A 21,815-nucleotide genomic window follows, 5' to 3' on the forward strand; every position below is an offset into this window, starting at 1 on the left:
TACTCAGGATTACTGCAATTTCATTCACGCCGCATGTGATTACTTTTCCTTATGTTCTGATTGTTTTTTTCATTTATAGCGCCATCACTGAAAAACAGTGTGTTTATGCGGGTTTGCGACCAATGCCAGATTATTGTTCTGCTATAAAACCGCTATTCAGCACGCAACATGGATAATACCGCTTTCATATAGTGAGTCAGATCACACTCCGCTGCGCTCTTTCAGGGCAATCAATCAATGTAAAATTAGTTAAATACCCTTTAAATACAGGTAGATAAACTCTCTTTAGCACATTTTTGTATAAATAAGATTGCCATTTGACCTGTGTACCAATTCCCGATAAGTTGGAAATCCGCTGGAAGCTTTCTGGATGAGCGGCCTGCTCATCATATTTATGCAGTAATTGAGATTCCCTCTGAAGCAAGTCCTCAAACTTGTTTACCTGCGCGAAAGGATGAAAAAGAGGGCGAATGCGAGGTCCGCGTATGAAACGCAAACCCCGTCGCCATGCTCTTTCTGTGCCTGTGCGCCACGGTAAAGTTCAGTGGGAAGCCCGACGAGCCTGGGGAGGTTCACTGATATGTTGTACGATAAATCCCTTGAGAAGGATAACTGTGGTTTCGGCCTGATCGCCCACATAGAAGGCGAACCTAGCCACAAGGTGGTGCGTACCGCTATTCACGCACTGGCCCGTATGCAGCACCGTGGCGCCATTCTTGCCGATGGTAAAACCGGCGACGGTTGCGGCCTGCTGCTGCAAAAACCGGATCGTTTCTTCCGCATCGTGGCGGAAGAGCGCGGCTGGCGTTTAGCCAAAAACTACGCTGTCGGCATGCTGTTCCTGAACCAGGATCCTGAAAAGGCTGCCGCCTCACGCCGCATCGTCGAAGAAGAACTTCAGCGTGAAACCCTGTCGATTGTCGGCTGGCGCGATGTGCCAACCAACGAAGGGGTGCTCGGTGAAATCGCCCTCTCCTCGCTGCCTCGTATTGAACAGATTTTCGTCAACGCGCCTGCGGGCTGGCGTCCGCGTGATATGGAACGCCGTCTGTTTATTGCCCGCCGCCGCATTGAAAAACGTCTCCAGGACGATAAAGAGTTCTACGTCTGTAGCCTCTCTAATCTGGTAAACATCTATAAAGGTCTGTGTATGCCGGCTGACCTGCCGCGCTTCTACCTGGACCTGGCGGACCTGCGTCTGGAATCGGCCATTTGCCTGTTCCACCAGCGATTCTCCACCAACACCGTTCCACGCTGGCCGCTGGCGCAGCCGTTCCGCTACCTGGCGCATAACGGCGAGATCAACACCATCACCGGTAACCGCCAGTGGGCCCGCGCCCGTACCTACAAGTTCCAGACGCCACTGATCCCTGACCTGCACGATGCCGCGCCGTTCGTGAACGAAACCGGCTCGGACTCCAGCTCGATGGATAACATGCTGGAACTGCTGCTGGCGGGCGGGATGGATATCGTGCGCGCCATGCGTCTGCTCGTGCCGCCGGCCTGGCAGAACAACCCGGATATGGACCCTGAGCTGCGCGCGTTCTTCGACTTTAACTCCATGCACATGGAACCGTGGGACGGCCCGGCGGGCATCGTCATGTCCGACGGTCGTTTCGCTGCCTGTAACCTGGACCGTAACGGTCTGCGTCCGGCGCGCTACGTCATCACCAAAGATAAGCTCATCACCTGCGCCTCTGAAGTCGGCATCTGGGATTACCAGCCTGACGAAGTGGTCGAGAAAGGCCGCGTCGGTCCGGGCGAGCTGATGGTGATCGACACCCGCAGTGGACGCATCCTGCACTCCGCCGAAACCGACAACGATCTGAAGAGCCGCCATCCGTACAAAGAGTGGATGGAGAAAAACGTGCGTCGTCTGGTGCCGTTTGAAGATCTATCGGATGAAGAAGTGGGCAGCCGCGAGCTGGACGATGACACCCTCGCCAGCTACCAGAAGCAGTTTAACTACAGCGCGGAAGAGCTGGACTCCGTCATCCGCGTGCTCGGTGAGAACGGCCAGGAAGCGGTCGGCTCGATGGGTGACGATACCCCGTTTGCCGTGCTCTCCAGCCAGCCGCGCATCATTTACGACTACTTCCGCCAGCAGTTTGCGCAGGTCACCAACCCGCCAATCGATCCGCTGCGTGAAGCCCACGTGATGTCGCTGGCCACCAGCATCGGTCGCGAGATGAACGTCTTCTGCGAGGCCGAAGGCCAGGCGCACCGTCTGACCTTTAAATCGCCGATCCTGCTGTACTCCGATTTCAAACAGCTCACCACCATGAAAGAGGAGCACTACCGCGCCGACACGCTCGATATTACCTTCGACGTGAACGACGCGAGCCTCGAAGAGACGGTGAATGCGCTGTGCGACAAAGCCGAACAGATGGTGCGTAACGGTACCGTGCTGCTGGTATTGTCCGACCGCAACATCGCGAAAAACCGTCTGCCGGTGCCTGCACCAATGGCGGTGGGCGCTATCCAGACGCGTCTGGTGGATAAGAGCCTGCGCTGCGATGCCAACATCATTGTTGAAACCGCCAGCGCGCGCGACCCGCACCACTTTGCCGTGCTGTTAGGCTTTGGCGCGACGGCGATCTACCCGTACCTGGCCTATGAAACGCTGGCCCGTCTGGTGGATACCCGCGCGATCGACAAAGATTACCGCGCGGTGATGCTGAACTACCGTAACGGCATCAACAAAGGTCTGTACAAGATCATGTCCAAAATGGGCATCTCGACCATTGCCTCCTACCGCTGCTCGAAGCTGTTTGAAGCGGTCGGCCTGCACGATGAGGTCGCCAACCTTTGCTTCCAGGGCGTGGTCAGCCGCATCGGCGGCGCCGGTTTTGCTGACTTCCAGCAGGATCTGGTGAACCTGTCCAAGCGCGCCTGGCTGGCACGTAAGCCGCTGGATCAGGGCGGTCTGCTGAAATACGTTCACGGCGGCGAGTATCATGCCTACAACCCTGACGTGGTGCGCACGCTGCAGCAGGCGGTTCAGAGCGGCGAATACCGTGATTATCAGCAGTACGCTGAGCTGGTGAACAACCGTCCGGCGGCGACGCTGCGCGACCTCATTGCCCTGAATCCGGGTGATGAAGCGGTCAGCATTGACGAAGTCGAACCGGCATCCGAACTGTTCAAACGCTTCGATACCGCGGCGATGTCCATCGGCGCGCTGAGCCCGGAAGCCCACGAGGCGCTGGCAGAAGCCATGAACAGCATCGGTGGCAACTCTAACTCCGGCGAAGGCGGTGAAGATCCTGCCCGTTACGGCACCAACAAGGTGTCCCGTATCAAGCAGGTGGCATCCGGCCGCTTTGGCGTGACGCCAGCGTACCTGGTCAACGCCGACGTGATTCAGATTAAAGTCGCTCAGGGTGCGAAACCGGGCGAAGGCGGTCAGCTGCCGGGTGATAAAGTTACCCCGTACATCGCCAAACTGCGCTACTCGGTACCGGGCGTGACGCTGATCTCCCCGCCGCCGCACCACGATATCTACTCTATTGAGGATCTGGCGCAGCTGATTTTCGACCTGAAGCAGGTCAACCCGAAAGCAATGATCTCCGTGAAGCTGGTTTCCGAACCGGGCGTCGGCACCATTGCCACCGGCGTGGCGAAGGCCTATGCGGACCTTATCACCATCGCCGGTTATGACGGCGGTACCGGCGCAAGCCCGCTCTCCTCCGTGAAATATGCGGGCTGCCCGTGGGAACTTGGCCTGGTGGAAACCCAGCAGGCGCTGGTCGCTAACGGTCTGCGTCACAAGATCCGTCTGCAGGTGGACGGTGGCCTGAAAACCGGCCTCGACATCATCAAGGCGGCGATTCTGGGTGCGGAAAGCTTTGGCTTCGGTACCGGCCCAATGGTTGCGCTCGGCTGTAAATACCTGCGTATTTGCCACCTGAACAACTGCGCAACCGGCGTTGCAACCCAGGACGAGAAGCTGCGTAAGAACCACTACCACGGCCTGCCGTTCAAAGTGACCAACTACTTTGAGTTCATCGCCCGTGAAACCCGCGAGCTGATGGCGCAGCTGGGCGTGAAGCGTCTGGTGGACCTGATTGGCCGTACCGACCTGCTGAAAGAGCTGGAAGGCTTCACCGCCAAGCAGCAGAAGCTGGAGCTGTCTAAGCTGCTGGAAACCGCGCAGCCGCATCCTGGCAAAGCGGTCTACTGCACCGAGAACAACCCGCCGTTCGACAACGGCGTGCTGAACGCGCAGCTGCTGCAGCAGGCGAAACCGTATGTGGACGACAAGCAGAGCAAAACGTTCTGGTTTGATATCCGCAACACCGACCGTTCCGTGGGTGCCTCCCTCTCCGGCTACATTGCACAGACGCACGGTGACCAGGGGCTGGCAGCCGATCCGATTACCGCACACTTCAGCGGTACTGCGGGTCAGAGCTTCGGCGTGTGGAACGCAGGCGGCGTTGAGCTGTACCTGACCGGCGATGCCAACGACTACGTCGGTAAAGGCATGGCGGGCGGTCTGCTGGCGGTACGTCCTCCGGTCGGCTCAGCCTTCCGCAGCCATGAAGCCAGCATTATCGGTAACACCTGCCTGTACGGCGCAACCGGCGGTCGTCTGTTTGCCGCGGGCCGTGCGGGCGAGCGTTTTGCGGTGCGTAACTCCGGTGCTATCACCGTGGTGGAAGGCATTGGCGATAACGGTTGTGAATACATGACGGGCGGGATTGTTTGCGTTCTGGGTAAAACCGGCGTGAACTTCGGCGCAGGCATGACGGGCGGTTTTGCCTACGTCCTGGATGAAGACGGTGAGTTCCGTAAACGCGTGAACCCTGAACTGGTAGAAGTGCTGGACGTTGACACGCTGGCCATTCACGAAGAACACCTGCGCGGTTTGATTACCGAACACGTGCAGCATACCGGTTCTTCGCGCGGCGAAGAGATCCTGGCGAACTGGCCGGCGTTCTCTGCGAAATTCGCGCTGGTTAAGCCGAAGTCCAGCGATGTTAAAGCCCTGTTGGGTCACCGTAGTCGTAGCGCAGCAGAGCTGCGCGTGCAGGCGCAGTAAGGAATTCAGATGAGCCAGAACGTATACCAGTTTATCGACCTGCAGCGTGTTGATCCGCCAAAGAAACCGCTGAAGATCCGCAAAATTGAATTTGTTGAAATCTACGAGCCGTTTTCAGAAGGCCAGGCCAAAGCACAGGCAGACCGCTGCCTGTCCTGCGGTAACCCTTACTGCGAATGGAAATGTCCGGTACACAACTACATCCCTAACTGGCTGAAGCTGGCCAACGAAGGACGTATTTTTGAAGCCGCCGAGCTGTCTCACCAGACCAACACCCTGCCGGAAGTGTGCGGCCGAGTGTGCCCTCAGGATCGTCTGTGCGAAGGTTCCTGTACGCTGAACGACGAGTTTGGCGCGGTGACCATCGGCAACATCGAGCGCTATATCAACGATAAAGCGTTTGAGATGGGCTGGCGTCCGGATATGACCGGCGTGAAGCAAACCGACAAGCGCGTGGCGATCATCGGCGCGGGCCCGGCGGGCCTGGCCTGTGCGGACGTGCTGACCCGCAACGGCGTGAAGGCGGTGGTCTTTGACCGCCATCCGGAGATTGGTGGCCTGCTGACCTTTGGTATCCCGGCCTTTAAGCTGGAAAAAGAGGTCATGACCCGTCGCCGTGAAATCTTCACCGGCATGGGCATTGAGTTCAAACTGAACACAGAAGTGGGCCGCGACGTACAGCTCGACGATCTGCTGAAGGATTACGACGCCGTGTTCCTGGGCGTGGGTACCTATCAGTCCATGCGCGGTGGTCTGGAAAACGAAGACGCGCCGGGTGTTTATGACGCGCTGCCGTTCCTGATTGCCAACACCAAGCAGATTATGGGTTACGGCGAAACCGCTGATGAGCCGTTCGTCAGCATGGAAGGAAAACGCGTGGTGGTGCTGGGCGGCGGTGATACCGCGATGGACTGCGTGCGAACCTCCATTCGTCAGAATGCGGCGCACGTTATCTGTGCTTACCGTCGTGACGAAGAGAACATGCCGGGCTCCAAGCGTGAAGTGAAAAACGCACGTGAAGAGGGCGTAGAATTCCAGTTCAACATCCAGCCTCTGGGTATTGAAGTGAATGCCAACGGTAAAGTGAGCGGCGTGAAGATGGCGCGCACTGAGATGGGCGCACCGGATGCAAAAGGCCGTCGTCGCGCCGAGATCGTGGCCGGTTCTGAACACGTGATCCCCGCCGACGCCGTGGTGATGGCGTTCGGTTTCCGCCCTCACAGCATGGAATGGCTGGCGAAGCACAGCGTTGAGCTGGACTCGCAGGGCCGTATTATTGCGCCAGAAGGCAGCGATAATGCCTTCCAGACCAGCAACCCGAAAATCTTCGCCGGTGGCGATATCGTTCGCGGTTCCGACCTGGTGGTGACGGCGATTGCCGAAGGGCGCAAAGCGGCTGACGGGATACTGAACTACCTGGAAGTGTAAAAAAAAAGGGAATAAACCTTCCGGTTTATTCCCTTTGTTACCTACAGTGTAATCAAAAAAATTTCAGATATTTCAGCATGAAGGTTGCCAGCCTATCAATGCTTGAGTCAGCTGCAAGAAAAAAACAGGCATTTCATTGGCGATAGAAATAATGAAGAGCTATTTTTTACTCTCCGAAATGCTACCTCGTCAGCAGAGTCCAGGTTAAGTCACTTTCCAGTACGGTTTGATCGGTGATGCGGCTAAACGCATTGTCATCCAGCACAGGTGATAGCGTGACCCGGAAATTCATCTGCTGGCCTGAAGGCACCTGATTATTATCAACCGCAATAACCGCTTCATTATTACGCACATAAAACGGCGAAGGCGTGCCGCTTTGCGGAGTAAAACCGAGCTGATCGACCGTTTTGCCGACGGTGTAATTTTTACCGTCGATGGTCATATCATCGATTTTAACCGCCATCCCGCCAGACTGGCCGAATGTGAAGCGCCCTTTATCGCCTGCCGTCCCCTGTAACAACACCGCCATTTGCTGCGGCTGCGGACAGTAAACATTAACGTTGAGGGTACGGTCCGCCATTTTGTGCCAGTTCTGCTGGGTTTTATCGATATTATCTCGACGCATTTCATGGTAATCCACCACCGGCTGCGAAAGCGATATTTGGCAATCTTCCGCATTTGCAGTCGCCACGAAGAAAAGTATCCCCAGCGCTGTTAATCCTACTGTTTGTTGATAATTCATCGGCATACTCCGTTTACTTCTTCATAGAAGGCGTCTTCATTGCGTTTCTCAGGAAGAGCGAAATCGAGTTTGCACAAACGATTGTTGTTGGCGTCCATGGCGTACAGCGCCGGTAACTGATCCGCATCGTTGATAAAGACATGACCATCATCAACGACCGTCACAATGTAGTTGTCCTTCTCATCCACGATTGCCAGCCCTTTTCTCAGCGGCTGACCATCGGTTTGCTTCATACGCAGCATCACACGTCGGCTGTTCAGCACCTTGAAATCAAGCTCGCTGACTGAAGCGTGACCTGCGGCGATATATCGGGTGCCGTTTGCCAGCGTCATATTCTGCGGCAGCTTGTTGGCATCCACTTCTATACGCGAATTGCGCCACTCGTTTAGCGAAGGTACAACCGCCTGTCCCCAGGCATCGGTCCAGACCGTACCCTGTGGCGTAGCGATTTCTACCCCGCTTTTCTTCTCGCTCAGTCTGGCAATCGCAAAGGTATCGCGAATCGCATACGGCGAGAACGTCACGCCATTTTTGTGCATAGCGATGCCGCCCGCCAGGGTGGCGTTATAGTTACGCTGGTGATCACCGTTGCTGCCACCCCCCACGCTCAGCTGGGTGTAATGCAGATTGGTGTTAAGGTTACCGTTGAAGCTATTATCGCTGGACGACTGGTCACGATCGGCGGCGATATAGTAGTGTGTGTTTTCGCCCAGCGAACCGCTGTTGGCTACACCGTAAGTGGTATTGTCGCCCTGTTTGCGCATGTAAGTGCTGACAGACTGCCCCGGACTCAGCGGAATGCTGACGTTGATGTACAGCATTTCATCATCCTGGTCGTCATCGACGTTGCCCACAGCGCTTTGCCAGTTGGCGGTAACGCTGGCATATTTAAATGTCTTACCCCACGACAGAAGCAGATAGCGGGAATCCTCAGAGTTCCCGCTGCTCTGGTTATAGTTGAAGCCTGCTGAGAAAACGCCTGCCAGACCGGATGAGAAACGTATGCTGCCGGAGTAGGCGTTATCGTACCCCTGATAGTCATCGTCCATCGCTTCTGCCATCTCACGGTAGCCGCCGCTGTAGTGCGTCGCGCTGGTGGAAAGCGATACATGGGAGGAAAGCGTAAGATCGCTTCCTAGCTCGGTTTTAAGTCCACTGTTGCTGTCACCAAACGACTCTTTGCTTGCCGCAACCGTCGTGGAAACAGACCAAAGATCGCTGATAAGAAAATCGGTACGACCGCCAGCTGCCTGGTAATCTTGAGCGGCAGTACCGGAGGCCAGAAGGTTCATCCACGGGAAAATGCGCCAGCCGTCGGAAACGTTCATCACCAGCGGATCGCTGTAGTCGCTATCGATACTGCGCACCTGACCGGCAGACACGGTAAGCCCCTGCGGGCGAGAAAGATTTCGCTGCTTCACAGCGGCAGCAGGAACAATAAAGTGATTCGTGGAGCCGTCCGACTCTACGACGGAAACGTCTAAATCGACGTTGTTACGCGCAACCGGCACGTCATCCAGCGTAAATGGTCCCGCGGGCACGAGCGTACTGAAGATCAGCTGATTGTTCTGGCGAATCTCCACGCGAGCCTGGGAGGAACGGGCAATGCCTGACACGCTGACGCCGCTGCCGTCTTTTGTCAGCCCGCTAGTCGGCATAAGCTGGATACCGGTAATGGGTATGCCGCTCAGCACATTAGACATGGCATTAATTTCACCGACCTGCATGGTTAACTTCTGCGGGACAAAAACATGCTCTGCGTAGGTGTAAATGCTTTCGGCATTTTTCTTGCCATTGTCATCCGTCAGGATGTAATTACTGCGAAGCGACCAGTCAAATGCGTTAAAACCCGCTTCCAGATTGGCCTGCGAATAGCGGGTTTTGTCGCTACCGCCATATTCGTTACGGGTGCTGAAAAGCGAATAGTTGAGCATCCCGGCGGCACCGCCGTGCTGGAAGTTTCGGATATCCGACGACAGGCTGTTTACCGCTTCAGGCGGCAGATACAACTCAACGGCTTCCTGGTTTGGCAACGCGTTGATTACCGCTTTCGGGTAGTCGTCGCGGATGTTGTGGCACGCCTCGCCTGCCTTCAGGGGGACTGGCATGAGGCCTGCGAAATCAAGCAGATCGTTATCAAAACACAGCACGCCGTCCTTATTGAAACGGACGGCGGCCATTCCGCGATCTTCACCATTCACTTTAACGTTCACGGAATGGGTTCCGGGCAGAAAACGCGGTGCTTCAGCGAAATAATGGTTCAAGTCGCTCGATAACCCCAGCGTTTTAATTACCCCCGTATCAAACGTCACTTCCCTTGCGAGTACGGAGGCGGAGTCAAACATCATCAGAGGCAAGGTGCCGCAGAGAACTGCGCGGACACAAAGTGCAATACGGCTTTTTTTATTCACCGTTTGATCCCTATATTATTTATTTAATTCTGAGGTAAAACTCGGCACTTCAATGCCATAACGGCTGGCCGGGAAAAACTTAACGTGGCTATCACCGCTGCTCGTTTTGTTCAACGCAGCCGTCATCGTCTCACCTGGCAGAAGGTAAGTTTTGGAAAGCGTGGCGTTTGCGCCTGAAGGTTGTAATACGACTTTTTGTGCCAGACGAACAACGTACTTACTTGGGTTGGTTACTTTTACAGAAGATCCGATCGTAGACCATTTGAGGTATTTCCACGCATCCGTCACGACCCCCAGCGTAGCCGGGCGTATTAGCACTGGAATATCCTGGCGAATATTAATGCCAATTTTAATTTTTTTATCGTCATTTTTTGGTGGAATACCGTCAAATGTGACGCGTTTTAAATGCTCAACATCCAGCGGCTGCTTGCTTTGCAAAATAAAACGAAGCTGCTGCGTTTGGCCCGGCTCAAGGCGAACCACAGGCTGCGTGACGATCAACTTAAGCCCCTGGTCGTCCGGCAGGTCTACAACGTTCGTATATAATAAGGATGGGTGTGAATCCGTATTTTTTACGTTAATGGTACCGCTGTGTGTGGCTTCATCAATAATTAGCAGGCTGGTTTCTGGCACCATACCTTCTGCATGCACCGCAAAATTGGCGGAAAATAAAGCGACAGTAAAAAGTGTTTTAAATATATTCGACCTTATGCATTGCATAATATTATCTCCTTGATAGCCCAACAGAACATTCCATGTTTATCGTGCTGTTAAAAAGAGAGTAAATGCAGAACATTCACTCTCTGGATTATTTTAAAATTACTTTTACTCAATAAAGTCTTACAGATAACGCAGGCTGATGGTCAACTGACCGTCAAGCTGAGTATCGTCCGTAATCGCCAGAGTTGTGGTGTCCTGAAGAGCCAGTGAAGTTGCCAGCGGGAAGGTCGCGGTCTGGAAGGCCAGCGGATCCAGAGAACCTGCAGACGCAACGGTGAAGTCACGAATATGGCTGCCCTGAGAAGAACCGTTGGTGGATTTGGTCCAGGTACCCGTCGCGTTCTGCTGATAGATTGGATCTACCGCAGCACCATCAGCCGTTACGCTGTCTACTTTAACTAGCAGAGCGTAAGAGCCAATGTTAACGCCACCCGCGGTTTTGCCCACACCGTAAGTTTGGCTAGCGCCTTTAATAATACCACCACCAAACATACCGTTTTCTACGGTCAGACCCGCGTTAGTATCAGCGCGATCGTCAACCATATTCCAGGACACTTTTGTTGCTGCGGTGCAGTTAATGGTCAGATCGATATTCTTCTGTCCCAACTGGTTGACAGCAGAAGCGTTCAGACTGCCCAAATTAATTGTACCGTAGTCAACAGTACCGCCGTTGCTTAATACTGGCGTACATGCTGCATTCGTCAGCGTACCTTTAACCTTCAGTACAGCTGAAGGGTCTGCAGCAAATGCTGAAGTCACACACAGAGAAAGCGCAGTAGCGAGTAAAACTTTTTTCACTTGTTAATCCTTAACATATGAGTAATTGCAATATTTAACCCAGTAATGATAAATACCTTTACCAGTTACTGATTGTCGTCATGCTTGTCAGCATGTGCACATAGTATTGTTTTTATAAATACATGCAATTTAGCAAAATTAACTATTCTATTAAGGATAACCACAAAATGATTTTTTCCTTATTTTATTAAGATATTACCCAATCAAAAAAGAGATCAACATCAAAAAAATAATATTACTCAGAATCCCTCTTTACTTTTCTCATCGTTTTGATATTAGTTCACACCTCATTTATTCATGGGATTTATAAATCTATTTAATTATTAATCAAGCAATGAAGAAACAAGAGATATAAACAATGCTTATTTAAAAATATTACAACGGTAGATTGATACAGAAATAAAAAAAGCCAGTGATATCACTGGCTTTTTACAAACGGCGCAAGCGGATTTATTTCACAACGCGTAGCGCTGGGCGACCACCGCGCGGAGGCGGATCGTCATCAGGGTCATTGTCATCTTGATGATCGGGTTTGTCGCCATCGATAATTGACATCACCGTGTCGCTTTCACGCTCATCAGATGCATTGTCATCATTCAGGCTGGCAACGTCTTCATCATATGCCGCTTCCGGCTCGAACATGGTACCCGCACCGTTTTCACGCGCGTAGATAGCCAGCACAGCAGCCAGCGGTACGGAAACCTGGCGCGGTACGCCGCCGAAACGCGCGTTGAAGCGCACCTCATCGTTTGCCAGCTCCAGGTTACCCACCGCGCGCGGGGCGATGTTCAGTACAATCTGTCCGTCACGTGCGTATTCCATTGGAACCAGCACGCCCGGCAACGTCACATCCACAACCAGGTGCGGCGTGAGCTGGTTATCCAGCAGCCATTCATAGAAGGCGCGCAGCAGATACGGACGGCGTGGGGTAAGTTGTGACATTTCCACAGTCATTAGCCTCGGCCGAGACGCATTTCACGTTCCGGTTCAGTTAAAGATGCCAGGAAAGAGTCGCGCTCAAAGACGCGAGTCATGTAGCCCTTCAGCTCTTTCGCGCCAGGACCGCTGAACTCTACGCCCAGGATTGGCAGACGCCACAGCAGCGGTGCCAGGTAGCAATCCACCAGGCTGAATTCATCGCTCAGGAAGAACGGTTTCTGACCAAACACCGGGGCGATTGCCAGCAGCTCTTCACGCAGTTGCTTACGCGCAGCGTCGGCTTCCGCAGCGGATCCGCTGGTAATCACGTTCATCAGCGAATACCAGTCTTTCTCGATACGCTGCATGTACAGGCGGCTTTCACCACGCGCAACAGGGTAAACAGGCATCAGCGGCGGATGCGGGAAACGCTCATCCAGGTATTCCATAATGATACGGGATTCCCACAGGGTCAGCTCGCGATCCACCAGCGTCGGTACGCTTTGGCTCGGGTTGAGATCGATCAGATCCTGAGGCGGGTTATCCTTTTCCACATGCTCGATCTCAAAACTGACACCCTTCTCGGCCAGCACGATACGAACCTGATGGCTATAAATGTCAGTAGGACCAGAAAACAGCGTCATTACCGAACGTTTGTTGGCAGCGACAGCCATGAAAACCTCCAGGTATATTCAGAATTTTTACTGCTACCAGCCCAACAGGGGCCAGCCAGATGTTGTATCGCCCATCCCAGAGAAGACACATTGTTCAAGAATCGAACAAAAATCGAGTATTCACCGATATTTGGGCAGAAAATTGGATGATAGTTTACCAGATTTTGATGGCTTTGTGGTGAGGGGATTCTGGAAATGTGGAAAAAGAGAAGATATATGCATGGATATTGTGGATAACCTGCGCATTATCCATAAAAAAACCCGCCGAAGCGGGTTTTTCGCCAATCGTTCTGCGTAAGCAGAATGGATTAACGTTTGGAGAACTGTGGACGACGACGTGCTTTACGCAGACCCACTTTCTTACGTTCAACCTGACGCGCGTCACGAGTAACGAAGCCAGCTTTACGCAGTTCAGAACGCAGGGATTCGTCGTACTCCATCAGAGCGCGGGTGATACCGTGACGGATCGCACCTGCCTGACCGGAGATACCACCACCTTTAACGGTGATGTACAGATCCAGTTTTTCTACCATATCAACCAGTTCCAGCGGCTGGCGAACTACCATGCGGGCAGTTTCGCGACCGAAGTACTGTTCCAGAGAACGCTGGTTGATTACGATTTTACCACTGCCCGGTTTGATGAAAACGCGAGCTGCGGAACTTTTGCGGCGACCAGTGCCGTAGTATTGATTTTCAGCCATTGCCTATAATCCCGATTAGATGTCAAGAACTTGCGGTTGCTGTGCCGCGTGGTTGTGCTCGTTGCCTGCGTAAACTTTCAGTTTACGGAACATAGCACGACCCAGCGGGCCTTTTGGCAGCATGCCTTTAACCGCGATTTCAATCACACGCTCAGGACGGCGGGCAATCATCTCTTCAAAGGTCGCTTCTTTGATACCACCGATGTGGCCGGTGTGGTGGTAGTACATTTTGTCAGTACGCTTGTTGCCGGTAACAGCAACTTTGTCAGCGTTCAGAACGATGATGTAATCACCGGTATCAACGTGCGGAGTGTATTCCGCTTTGTGCTTACCGCGCAGGCGACGAGCCAGTTCAGTAGCCAGACGGCCCAGAGTTTTACCGGTCGCGTCAACAACATACCAGTCGCGCTGTACGGTTTCTGGTTTAGCTGTAAAAGTTTTCATTAAAAGCTTACCCAAATAATAAGTTACACGTTGGTGAACACCCAAACGTTTAGTCAGTTGAGGTTCACACGACAAAGTCCGGCAAACCTACCCCTTCGAATAGCACATGCCGACACATAGAAAGTTTCGGGAAAAAAACCTTCTCGTAACGTGGGGTCGCAAGATTATAGAGAAGTTGAGGTCAAAGATCGACCCTTAAATGTGATTCAAATTGGGTTTTTCGAGGCGGTGGAAAATGCCGGGTGGCGGCTGCGCCTTACCCGGCCTACAAGTCCCCCTTCACAGGGAGAGGGTGGCATTTATGGCATATGCTCCAGCTTCAGGTATTCCTCGCTCTGCATCTCCTGCAGGCGAGACAGGCAGCGCTGGAACTCAAACTTTAGCCGCTCCCCCTGGTAGATCTCATATAAAGGAACCTCGGCGCTAATCACCAGCTTAACGTGGCGCTCGTAAAACTCGTCCACCATCGCGATGAAGCGCCGCGCCTCGCTCTCCATCAGCCGCGTCATCACCGGCACATCCAGCACCATCACGGTGTGGAACAGACGTGAAAGCGCAATGTAGTCGTGCTGGCTGCGGGCATCAACGCACAGCGTCGTAAAGGAGACCGCCAGCGTTTGGTTTTCAACGCCGAGCGTTGGCAGCGGGCGATGGTTAATCTCGAGTTCCGGGGCGTGGTCGCGTTTTGCCCCCGCCAGCGCCAGCCAGAGTTTATCCATCTCGCGGGTGGTCTCTGCATTTAACGGCGAGAGCCACAGGTGCGCCTGGGTTAAGGTGCGCAGGCGATAATCGACACCGGCATCAACGTTCATAATGTCACAATGCTGCTTAATGGCGTCGATGGCAGGCAGGAAGCGTGCCCGCTGCAGGCCGTTGCGGTAAAGCTCATCCGGCGGAATATTCGACGTGGCCACCAGCGTGATCCCGCGGGCAAAAAGCGCTTTCATCAGGCCGCCTAACAGCATGGCATCGGTGATGTCAGACACAAAAAATTCATCGAAGCAGAGCACGTCCGTTTCCGCCTTGAACCTGTCGGCCACAATCTCCAGCGGATCGCTTTTACCCTGCAGCGCAGTCAGCTCTTCATGCACACGCAGCATAAAGCGGTGGAAGTGCAGACGCTGTTTACGCGCCCCCGGCAGGCTCTGGTAGAACATGTCCATCAGCCAGGTTTTTCCGCGACCGACCCCGCCCCACATATAAAGACCGCGCACCGGCGCGTGGGCCTGTGGCGCTTTTTTTCCGAGCAACCGTCCAAATGCCGCCTTTAGCCCACCATTCTGTTCGGTTTCAGCGGGTTTGGCCGTGAGTTCCTGATAAATCATCTCCAGACGACTTACCGCCTCACGCTGTACGTCATCCGGCTGATGAGTGCCCTCGTTTAGGGCCAGTTGATATCGCGATGCAGGGGACAGGTTTTGCATAATCTTATTGTTATTCCTTCAATTAACGCTCACCAGCAGACGTGACTGATGAAAAAAAGGCCGTTCTACACTACGCGATGATACGTCAGGATTCCACTTCTACGGAAATAGCGGTTATAGTGGCATTATCAGGCACAGGCAGGAGCCGAGCCAACACCCTACGGAACAACAAGACAACGGGAGAAGTTCATGACCTGGGAATATGCGCTAATCGGTTTAGTCGTCGGCATCGTCATCGGTGCTGTGGCCATGCGTTTCGGTAATCGCAAATTGCGTCAGCAGCAGTCACTGCAGTACGAACTGGAAAAGAACAAAGCCGAGCTGGAAGAGTATCGTGAAGAGCTGGTCAGCCATTTTGCCCGTAGCGCCGAGCTGCTGGACAACATGGCGACCGACTATCGTCAGCTGTATCAGCATATGGCAAAAAGCTCCAGCAGCCTGCTGCCAGAAATGACGGCGGAAACCAATCCGTTCCGCAACCGTCTGGCAGACTCTGAAGCCGGTAACGACCAGGCGCCTGTTCAGATGCCTCGCGACTATTCAGACGGCGCGTCCGGCCTGCTGCGCGGCGGTGTAAAACGCGATTAATCGCACAACCTGAATTTATTTTACGGGCGCAGCGATTGCGCCCGTCCTTTCTTCCTGACCCCAGCTATCATTTAGTTAAACACCTCATTGTTCAGCGGTTTAAAATTCAATAACATCAACGTGTTTTTGGGGCCGTTTTTCCTTTATTCCAGGTTACGAGAGTCAACATCGATGAAGAAAAAAAACCAGCTGTTGAGCGCTATCGCGTTAAGTGTCGGGTTATCTCTCTCGGCGTCCGTCCCTGTATTTGCCGCCCTTCCCTCCCAGGTGCCTGGCCAGGCGGCCATTCCAAGCCTTGCCCCCATGCTGGAAAAAGTGTTGCCTGCGGTGGTCAGCGTTCAGGTTGAGGGCACGGCGGTACAAAGCCAACGCGTCCCTGAAGAACTGAAAAAATATTTTGGCGATGAGTCTCCCGACCAGCAGGCCCAGCCTTTTGAAGGCCTGGGTTCCGGCGTCATTATTGATGCGGCAAAAGGCTACATTCTGACTAACAATCACGTCATCAGCCAGGCCGATAAAATCAGCGTCCAGCTAAACGATGGCCGCGAATTTGATGCCAAACTGATTGGCGGTGATGACCAGAGCGACATTGCGCTGTTGCAGGTACAAAACCCGAGTAACCTGACCCAGATTGCCATCGCAGACTCCGACAAACTGCGCGTCGGTGATTTTGCCGTCGCCGTGGGTAACCCCTTTGGCTTAGGGCAAACCGCCACTTCCGGGATCGTCTCCGCGCTGGGACGCAGCGGCCTCAATCTGGAAGGGCTGGAAAACTTTATCCAGACCGATGCCTCAATCAACCGCGGGAACTCCGGCGGGGCGTTACTTAACCTTAACGGTGAGCTGATTGGGATCAACACAGCCATTCTGGCCCCGGGTGGCGGCAGCATCGGGATCGGTTTTGCGATTCCCAGCAATATGGCCAAAACCCTGGCGCAGCAGCTCATTCAGTTCGGCGAAATCAAACGCGGGCTGCTGGGTATTAAAGGTATGGAGATGAGCGCCGATATCGCCAAAGCGTTCAACATCAACGTACAGCGCGGGGCGTTTGTCAGTGAAGTGCTGCCTAACTCCGGCTCGGCAAAAGCAGGTATCAAATCGGGCGATGTGATCGTCAGCCTCAACGACAAGCCGCTGAGCAGCTTTGCCGAGCTGCGCTCGCGGATAGCGACCACCGAACCCGGCGCCAAAGTGAAGCTGGGTCTGATCCGTGACGGTAAGCCGCTGGACGTTGAAGTGACGCTGGATAAGAGCACCTCCTCCTCTGCCAGTGCGGAGCTGATCGCCCCGGCGCTGCAGGGTGCGACGCTGAGCGATGGACAGCTGAAAGACGGTACGAAAGGCATTCGCATCGACACCGTTGAGAAGAGCAGCCCTGCCGCACAGGCCGGATTGCATCAGGAAGATGTGATCATTGGGGTAAACCGCAATCGCGTGCAGTCCATTGCCGAACTGCGCAAGGTGATGGAGAGTAAACCGGCGGTTATTGCCCTGCAGGTCATGCGCGGCAATGAGTCTATCTATATTCTGTTGCGCTAAGCATTTGCGACCCGGACATCACCGCTGCGTGTGATGTCCGGATAACTCATGTTATGCTGCAAATCGTTCCTTTTTTAACGACACGCGCATCATGCTTTTAAAGCTCTTACGTTCTATTGTCATCGGTTTGATTGTCGCTGGCCTGCTGCTGCTGGCGCTGCCGTCTTTACGTCAGTTCAATAAACTGTCGGCCCCTCAGTTCGATAGCACGGATGAAACGCCGGCCACCTATAACCAGGCCGTTCGCCGTGCCGCACCTGCCGTAGTTAACGTCTATAACCGTGGCCTGAATACCTCAGCCCATAACCAGCTGGAGATCCGCACTCTCGGCTCCGGGGTAATCATGGACGAGCGCGGCTACATTATTACCAACAAGCACGTGATAAACGATGCCGACCAGATCATCGTCGCCCTGCAGGATGGCCGCGTGTTTGAGGCATTACTCGTTGGCTCTGACAGCCTGACTGACCTCGCCGTCCTGAAGATTAACGCCACGGGCGGTTTGCCGGTCATCCCGATCAACCGTAAACGTACCCCGCATATTGGTGACGTCGTCCTGGCGATTGGTAACCCTTACAACCTGGGCCAGACCATCACCCAGGGGATTATCAGCGCGACCGGGCGTATTGGCCTCAACCCATCCGGACGGCAGAACTTCCTGCAAACCGATGCCTCCATCAACCACGGTAACTCCGGCGGTGCGCTGGTCAACTCGCTGGGCGAACTGATGGGCATCAACACCCTCTCGTTCGATAAGAGTAACGACGGCGAGACGCCGGAAGGGATCGGCTTTGCCATTCCGTTCCAGCTGGCGACCAAAATTATGGATAAGCTGATCCGCGACGGACGCGTGATCCGCGGCTATATCGGTATCGGTGGCCGTGAAATTGCGCCGATGCATACCCAGGGTGGCGGGATCGATCAGATCCAGGGCATCGTGGTGAACGAGGTGGCGCCAGGGGGTCCGGCGGCCAACGCGGGGATTCAGGTCAATGACGTCATTGTGTCGGTCAACGGCACGCCGGCGGTTTCTGCGCTGGAGACGATGGACCAGGTGGCAGAAATTCGCCCGGGCTCTATCATCCCTGTTGAAGTCATGCGCAACGATAAGAAACTGACGCTGCAGGTCACCATTCAGGAATACCCGGCAACGAACTGACAGGCATAAAAAAACGGAGCGATAAGCTCCGTTTTTTTGCCGGGAGACGGTTCGTATTACTTGTTAACGAACTCTTCACCCAGGGTGATATCTTTCTTCAGCGTATCCAGCATGCCTTCCATCGCGTGTTGTTCAAACGCGCTCAGCGTACCAATGGATTTACGCTCTTCGATACCATTTTTGCCCAGCAGCAGCGGCTGAGAGAAGAAGCGAGCGTGTTCGCCATCGCCTTCAACGTAAGCGCATTCAACAACGCCTTTCTCGCCCTGCAGGGCGCGAACCAGTGACAGACCGAAACGTGCAGCCGCCTGGCCCATAGACAGGGTTGCAGAACCGCCACCCGCCTTCGCTTCCACCACTTCGGTGCCCGCGTTCTGGATGCGTTTAGTCAGGTCAGCCACTTCCTGCTCGGTGAAGCTCACGCCTGGGATCTGCGACAGCAGAGGCAGGATGGTAACGCCAGAGTGACCGCCGATGACCGGCACTTCCACTTCTGTTGGCTGTTTGCCCTTCAGCTCAGCAACAAAGGTGTTGGAGCGAATGATATCCAGCGTGGTTACGCCGAACAGTTTGTTTTTGTCGTAAACACCTGCTTTCTTCAGCACTTCTGCCGCGATAGCAACGGTGGTGTTCACCGGGTTAGTGATGATACCGATGCACGCTTTCGGGCACACTTCAGCAATCTGCTGCACCAGGTTTTTCACGATGCCCGCGTTGACGTTGAACAGGTCTGAACGATCCATGCCTGGCTTACGCGCCACGCCTGCAGAAATCAGCACCACGTCGGCACCCTGCAGAGCAGGACGCGCATCTTCACCGGAGAAGCCTTTGATTTTTACAGCGGTAGGGATGTGGCTCAGGTCAACCGCCACACCAGGGGTTACCGGAGCAATATCGTACAGGGAGAGTTCTGAGCCTGAAGGCAGTTGGGTTTTCAGTAGTAGGGCAAGCGCCTGGCCGATACCACCAGCAGCGCCGAGGACTGCGACTTTCATCCTAAACTCCTTATTATGGTTAACTTAAGTATCTGTAAATCCGTTGCGGCGACCATAATTCAGCAAGTGTTTAATTACAATTTTCGTAGCTAAAGAATTTGAGGTCGCGCGACTTTATCTCTCTTCAGAAGGCTATCTGACGACAGACGGCAACGAATTAAGAGGTGGTTACAATACACCCTGCCCCGCCACCAAAACAACATCATTTTGATAACATTTAATTTACTTTTAAGCTTATTTGCGCGGCGTGACCCAGGCATGTTTTCTGATAACGAATTCTGATAAAATCACTCCCTTTCATAACATTATTTCAGCCTGGCGCTGAGTAGATAATTTGCATAAAAATTCATCCACATGCATAATAATGTTGTTTCTATCGTCATATTCCGGGTGACTTATGCGAAGCTCGTCTAAGCAAGAAGAATTAGTAAAGGCGTTTAAAGCGCTACTTAAAGAAGAGAAATTCAGTTCTCAGGGAGAAATTGTTCAGGCGCTGCAGGAACAGGGCTTCGACAACATCAATCAGTCGAAGGTCTCCCGCATGTTAACGAAATTTGGCGCGGTACGTACCCGTAACGCCAAGATGGAGATGGTCTATTGCCTGCCGGCTGAACTTGGCGTGCCGACCACCTCCAGCCCGCTCAAGAATCTGGTTCTGGATATCGACTACAACGATGCCGTTGTGGTGATCCACACAAGCCCAGGTGCCGCACAGCTGATTGCCCGCATGCTGGACTCATTGGGTAAAACGGAAGGTATCCTCGGGACTATCGCCGGTGATGACACCATCTTTACCACGCCAGCCAGCGGTTTCTCCGTTAAAGATCTCCACGAAGCGATTCTGGTTCTGTTCGAACAGGAACTCTAATCCCCTTTCCCCGTAGCGCCGCTGCGGGGATCGTTCTGCCTCCACACCGTTTCGCCCTCTTTTTCACTGCCTCTGCCTTTGACAAATAGTGCTTTTTACCACCCATTAACATTCACCTAGTGAATGCTAAATCAAAAAATCGCACAAAAAATCAAAAGCTGATATCCATATGATTTCATTAGACATAACCAACTAAAATGTGCAAAAAATACCCAATATTATGCAATTTGGTTATAAAAAAAAGACTGTTTAACACGTAATAACAATAGAAACCATTAGTCTGGTATTAATTTTTTCCGTTATTAGTGTATACTTGATTTTGTGATGAGGGTCACGAAACAAGACCCCACTAAAAAATTCGACGAGGTAAAAATCATGAAAATCAAATCAACTGTAGCGGCGCTGAGCGTCCTGTCTGTCCTGTCATTCGGTGCCTTCGCGGCTGACGCTATCAATGCTGACCAGGCGCAATCCCGCCAGGCCATCGGTACGGTTTCTGTCGGCGCGGTCGGCACATCGCCAATGGACATGCATGAGATGCTGAACAAAAAAGCGGAAGAAAAGGGTGCGTCATCCTATCGCATCATCGAAGCGCGCTCTGGTGCACACTGGCACGCCACCGCTGAGCTGTACAAATAAGTTTGAGCAATAACTGAACACGTAAATCTCCACTCAACGGCACCAGGCATAAAAATAGCGGTTCAACCCTTCTCGCCGTTGAGCAAAAACCCTATTCAGGAGTAAAGACTATGAAAACCAAATTGATCATCGCAACCCTCGGTCTGGCATCTGTTCTCTCTTTCGGCGCAAGCGCAGCCGTACAGCAGGTGAATGCCGACCAGGCACAAAATCTGCAGCCTATGGGCAGCATCTCCGTGACGTCTGTTACCGGCTCTCCGATGGATATCCGTCACGAACTGGCTGCCAAAGCTGAAAAAGCAGGTGCCAGCAGCTATCGCGTCACCGAACTGAATCAGGGTGACCACTGGCATGCAACTGCAGAACTGTATAAATAAACCCTCGTCGTATCTCATCATACGACTTGCCCCTGGCCTGATGGTCAGGGGCTTTTTTCATTCAGTGCCGCGCGTTAAAACGCAGCTGCCCTTCCAGCTCTTCTTCCGCTTCATCGAACAGTAATATCAGTGCGCCAAAGCGTCTGCGCAGCTTATCGGGCAAATGGATGAACTCAATTTCCAGCGGTAGCGGCAGCAGGCTACCGGTCACCACGTCCCACAGCGTATCCAGATTCGTCACGCTTTCCCGTTCAAGATCAAACACCCGGATAAATTCACGGTAGAAGTCTTCCTGACTGTCGATCTCGTCAAAATCAAAGGTATAGGTTTTCATTGCCAGCCACCCAGT

General features: G+C 53.4%; 19 protein-coding genes. 8 read left to right on the plus strand and 11 right to left on the minus strand.

Annotation, left to right across the window (positions count from 1 at the left end):
* Positions 1-580 precede the first annotated feature (580 nt).
* Together gltB and gltD are read left to right on the plus strand one after the other, a co-directional pair.
* Positions 581-5,041: a glutamate synthase large subunit gene (gene gltB / locus N6P30_RS04540; protein ID WP_023326177.1), complete on the plus strand. Its 4,461-nt coding sequence runs from the start codon at positions 581-583 to the stop codon at positions 5,039-5,041.
* A 9-nt stretch (positions 5,042-5,050) separates the two neighbouring features.
* Entirely contained in the window at positions 5,051-6,469 is a 1,419-nt protein-coding gene (gene gltD, locus N6P30_RS04545; protein ID WP_021242274.1) for a glutamate synthase subunit GltD, read from the plus strand.
* 181 nt (positions 6,470-6,650) lie between these two features.
* Here gltD and N6P30_RS04550 read toward each other — a convergent pair whose 3' ends face one another.
* The 9 genes from N6P30_RS04550 to zapE form a co-directional block, all read right to left on the minus strand.
* Positions 6,651-7,211, minus strand: a complete 561-nt coding sequence (locus N6P30_RS04550; protein WP_023294675.1) for an outer membrane protein — start codon at positions 7,209-7,211, stop codon at positions 6,651-6,653.
* Positions 7,208-9,622 (minus strand): fimbrial biogenesis outer membrane usher protein, encoded by a 2,415-nt coding sequence (locus tag N6P30_RS04555; RefSeq protein WP_023294676.1) that lies wholly within the window; start codon positions 9,620-9,622, stop codon positions 7,208-7,210. Before N6P30_RS04555 ends, N6P30_RS04550 begins: the two co-directional genes overlap by 4 nt.
* Before the next feature lie 15 nt (positions 9,623-9,637).
* Positions 9,638-10,342: a fimbria/pilus chaperone family protein gene (locus N6P30_RS04560; protein WP_023294677.1), complete on the minus strand. Its 705-nt coding sequence runs from the start codon at positions 10,340-10,342 to the stop codon at positions 9,638-9,640.
* 120 nt (positions 10,343-10,462) lie between these two features.
* Positions 10,463-11,140 (minus strand): DUF1120 domain-containing protein, encoded by a 678-nt coding sequence (locus N6P30_RS04565; protein ID WP_008502828.1) that lies wholly within the window; start codon positions 11,138-11,140, stop codon positions 10,463-10,465.
* Between the two features lie 450 nt (positions 11,141-11,590).
* Entirely contained in the window at positions 11,591-12,088 is a 498-nt protein-coding gene (gene sspB / locus N6P30_RS04570; protein WP_025912562.1) for a ClpXP protease specificity-enhancing factor, read from the minus strand.
* A gap of 5 nt (positions 12,089-12,093) precedes the next feature.
* The gene (gene sspA, locus N6P30_RS04575; protein WP_008502830.1) at positions 12,094-12,732 is read right to left on the minus strand and encodes a stringent starvation protein SspA; all 639 of its coding nucleotides are present in this window, start codon (positions 12,730-12,732) and stop codon (positions 12,094-12,096) included.
* Between the two features lie 308 nt (positions 12,733-13,040).
* Positions 13,041-13,433 carry a 30S ribosomal protein S9 gene (gene rpsI / locus N6P30_RS04580; RefSeq protein WP_003860436.1) on the minus strand — a complete coding sequence of 131 codons (393 nt, stop codon included), beginning with the start codon at positions 13,431-13,433 and terminating at the stop codon, positions 13,041-13,043.
* Between the two features lie 15 nt (positions 13,434-13,448).
* Positions 13,449-13,877 carry a 50S ribosomal protein L13 gene (gene rplM, locus N6P30_RS04585; RefSeq protein WP_003860434.1) on the minus strand — a complete coding sequence of 143 codons (429 nt, stop codon included), beginning with the start codon at positions 13,875-13,877 and terminating at the stop codon, positions 13,449-13,451.
* Between the two features lie 299 nt (positions 13,878-14,176).
* The gene (zapE, locus tag N6P30_RS04590; protein ID WP_023294678.1) at positions 14,177-15,301 is read right to left on the minus strand and encodes a cell division protein ZapE; all 1,125 of its coding nucleotides are present in this window, start codon (positions 15,299-15,301) and stop codon (positions 14,177-14,179) included.
* A 189-nt stretch (positions 15,302-15,490) separates the two neighbouring features.
* Between zapE and zapG the strand changes: the two genes are divergently transcribed.
* The 3 genes from zapG (at position 15,491) to degS (ending at position 18,587) form a co-directional block, all read left to right on the plus strand.
* Complete coding sequence (gene zapG, locus N6P30_RS04595; protein WP_008502832.1) at positions 15,491-15,889, plus strand: Z-ring associated protein ZapG; 399 nt, start codon at positions 15,491-15,493, stop codon at positions 15,887-15,889.
* A gap of 171 nt (positions 15,890-16,060) precedes the next feature.
* Positions 16,061-17,428 (plus strand): serine endoprotease DegQ, encoded by a 1,368-nt coding sequence (gene degQ, locus N6P30_RS04600; protein ID WP_021242281.1) that lies wholly within the window; start codon positions 16,061-16,063, stop codon positions 17,426-17,428.
* Between the two features lie 91 nt (positions 17,429-17,519).
* Positions 17,520-18,587 (plus strand): outer membrane-stress sensor serine endopeptidase DegS, encoded by a 1,068-nt coding sequence (degS, locus tag N6P30_RS04605; RefSeq protein ID WP_008502834.1) that lies wholly within the window; start codon positions 17,520-17,522, stop codon positions 18,585-18,587.
* A gap of 56 nt (positions 18,588-18,643) precedes the next feature.
* Here the strand turns inward: degS and mdh are convergent, their stop codons facing one another.
* The gene (gene mdh, locus N6P30_RS04610; protein ID WP_008502835.1) at positions 18,644-19,582 is read right to left on the minus strand and encodes a malate dehydrogenase; all 939 of its coding nucleotides are present in this window, start codon (positions 19,580-19,582) and stop codon (positions 18,644-18,646) included.
* 397 nt (positions 19,583-19,979) lie between these two features.
* Here mdh and argR point away from each other — a divergent pair, with 397 nt between their 5' ends.
* From argR to yhcN (N6P30_RS04625), 3 genes are all read left to right on the plus strand, one after another.
* Positions 19,980-20,450: a transcriptional regulator ArgR gene (gene argR, locus N6P30_RS04615; protein ID WP_008502836.1), complete on the plus strand. Its 471-nt coding sequence runs from the start codon at positions 19,980-19,982 to the stop codon at positions 20,448-20,450.
* A 375-nt stretch (positions 20,451-20,825) separates the two neighbouring features.
* Positions 20,826-21,089, plus strand: coding sequence for a peroxide/acid stress response protein YhcN (gene yhcN, locus N6P30_RS04620; protein WP_008502837.1), 264 nt, complete (start codon positions 20,826-20,828; stop codon positions 21,087-21,089).
* Between the two features lie 110 nt (positions 21,090-21,199).
* The gene (gene yhcN, locus N6P30_RS04625; RefSeq protein WP_008502838.1) at positions 21,200-21,466 is read left to right on the plus strand and encodes a peroxide/acid stress response protein YhcN; all 267 of its coding nucleotides are present in this window, start codon (positions 21,200-21,202) and stop codon (positions 21,464-21,466) included.
* Positions 21,467-21,527: 61 nt separating this feature from the next.
* Here the strand turns inward: yhcN (N6P30_RS04625) and N6P30_RS04630 are convergent, their stop codons facing one another.
* Positions 21,528-21,800, minus strand: a complete 273-nt coding sequence (locus tag N6P30_RS04630) for a barstar family protein (protein WP_008502839.1) — start codon at positions 21,798-21,800, stop codon at positions 21,528-21,530.
* Positions 21,801-21,815 lie beyond the last annotated feature (15 nt).

The sequence above is a fragment of the Enterobacter sp. PL1 genome, from assembly GCF_945957325.1.
Taxonomy (GTDB): domain Bacteria; phylum Pseudomonadota; class Gammaproteobacteria; order Enterobacterales; family Enterobacteriaceae; genus Enterobacter; species Enterobacter roggenkampii.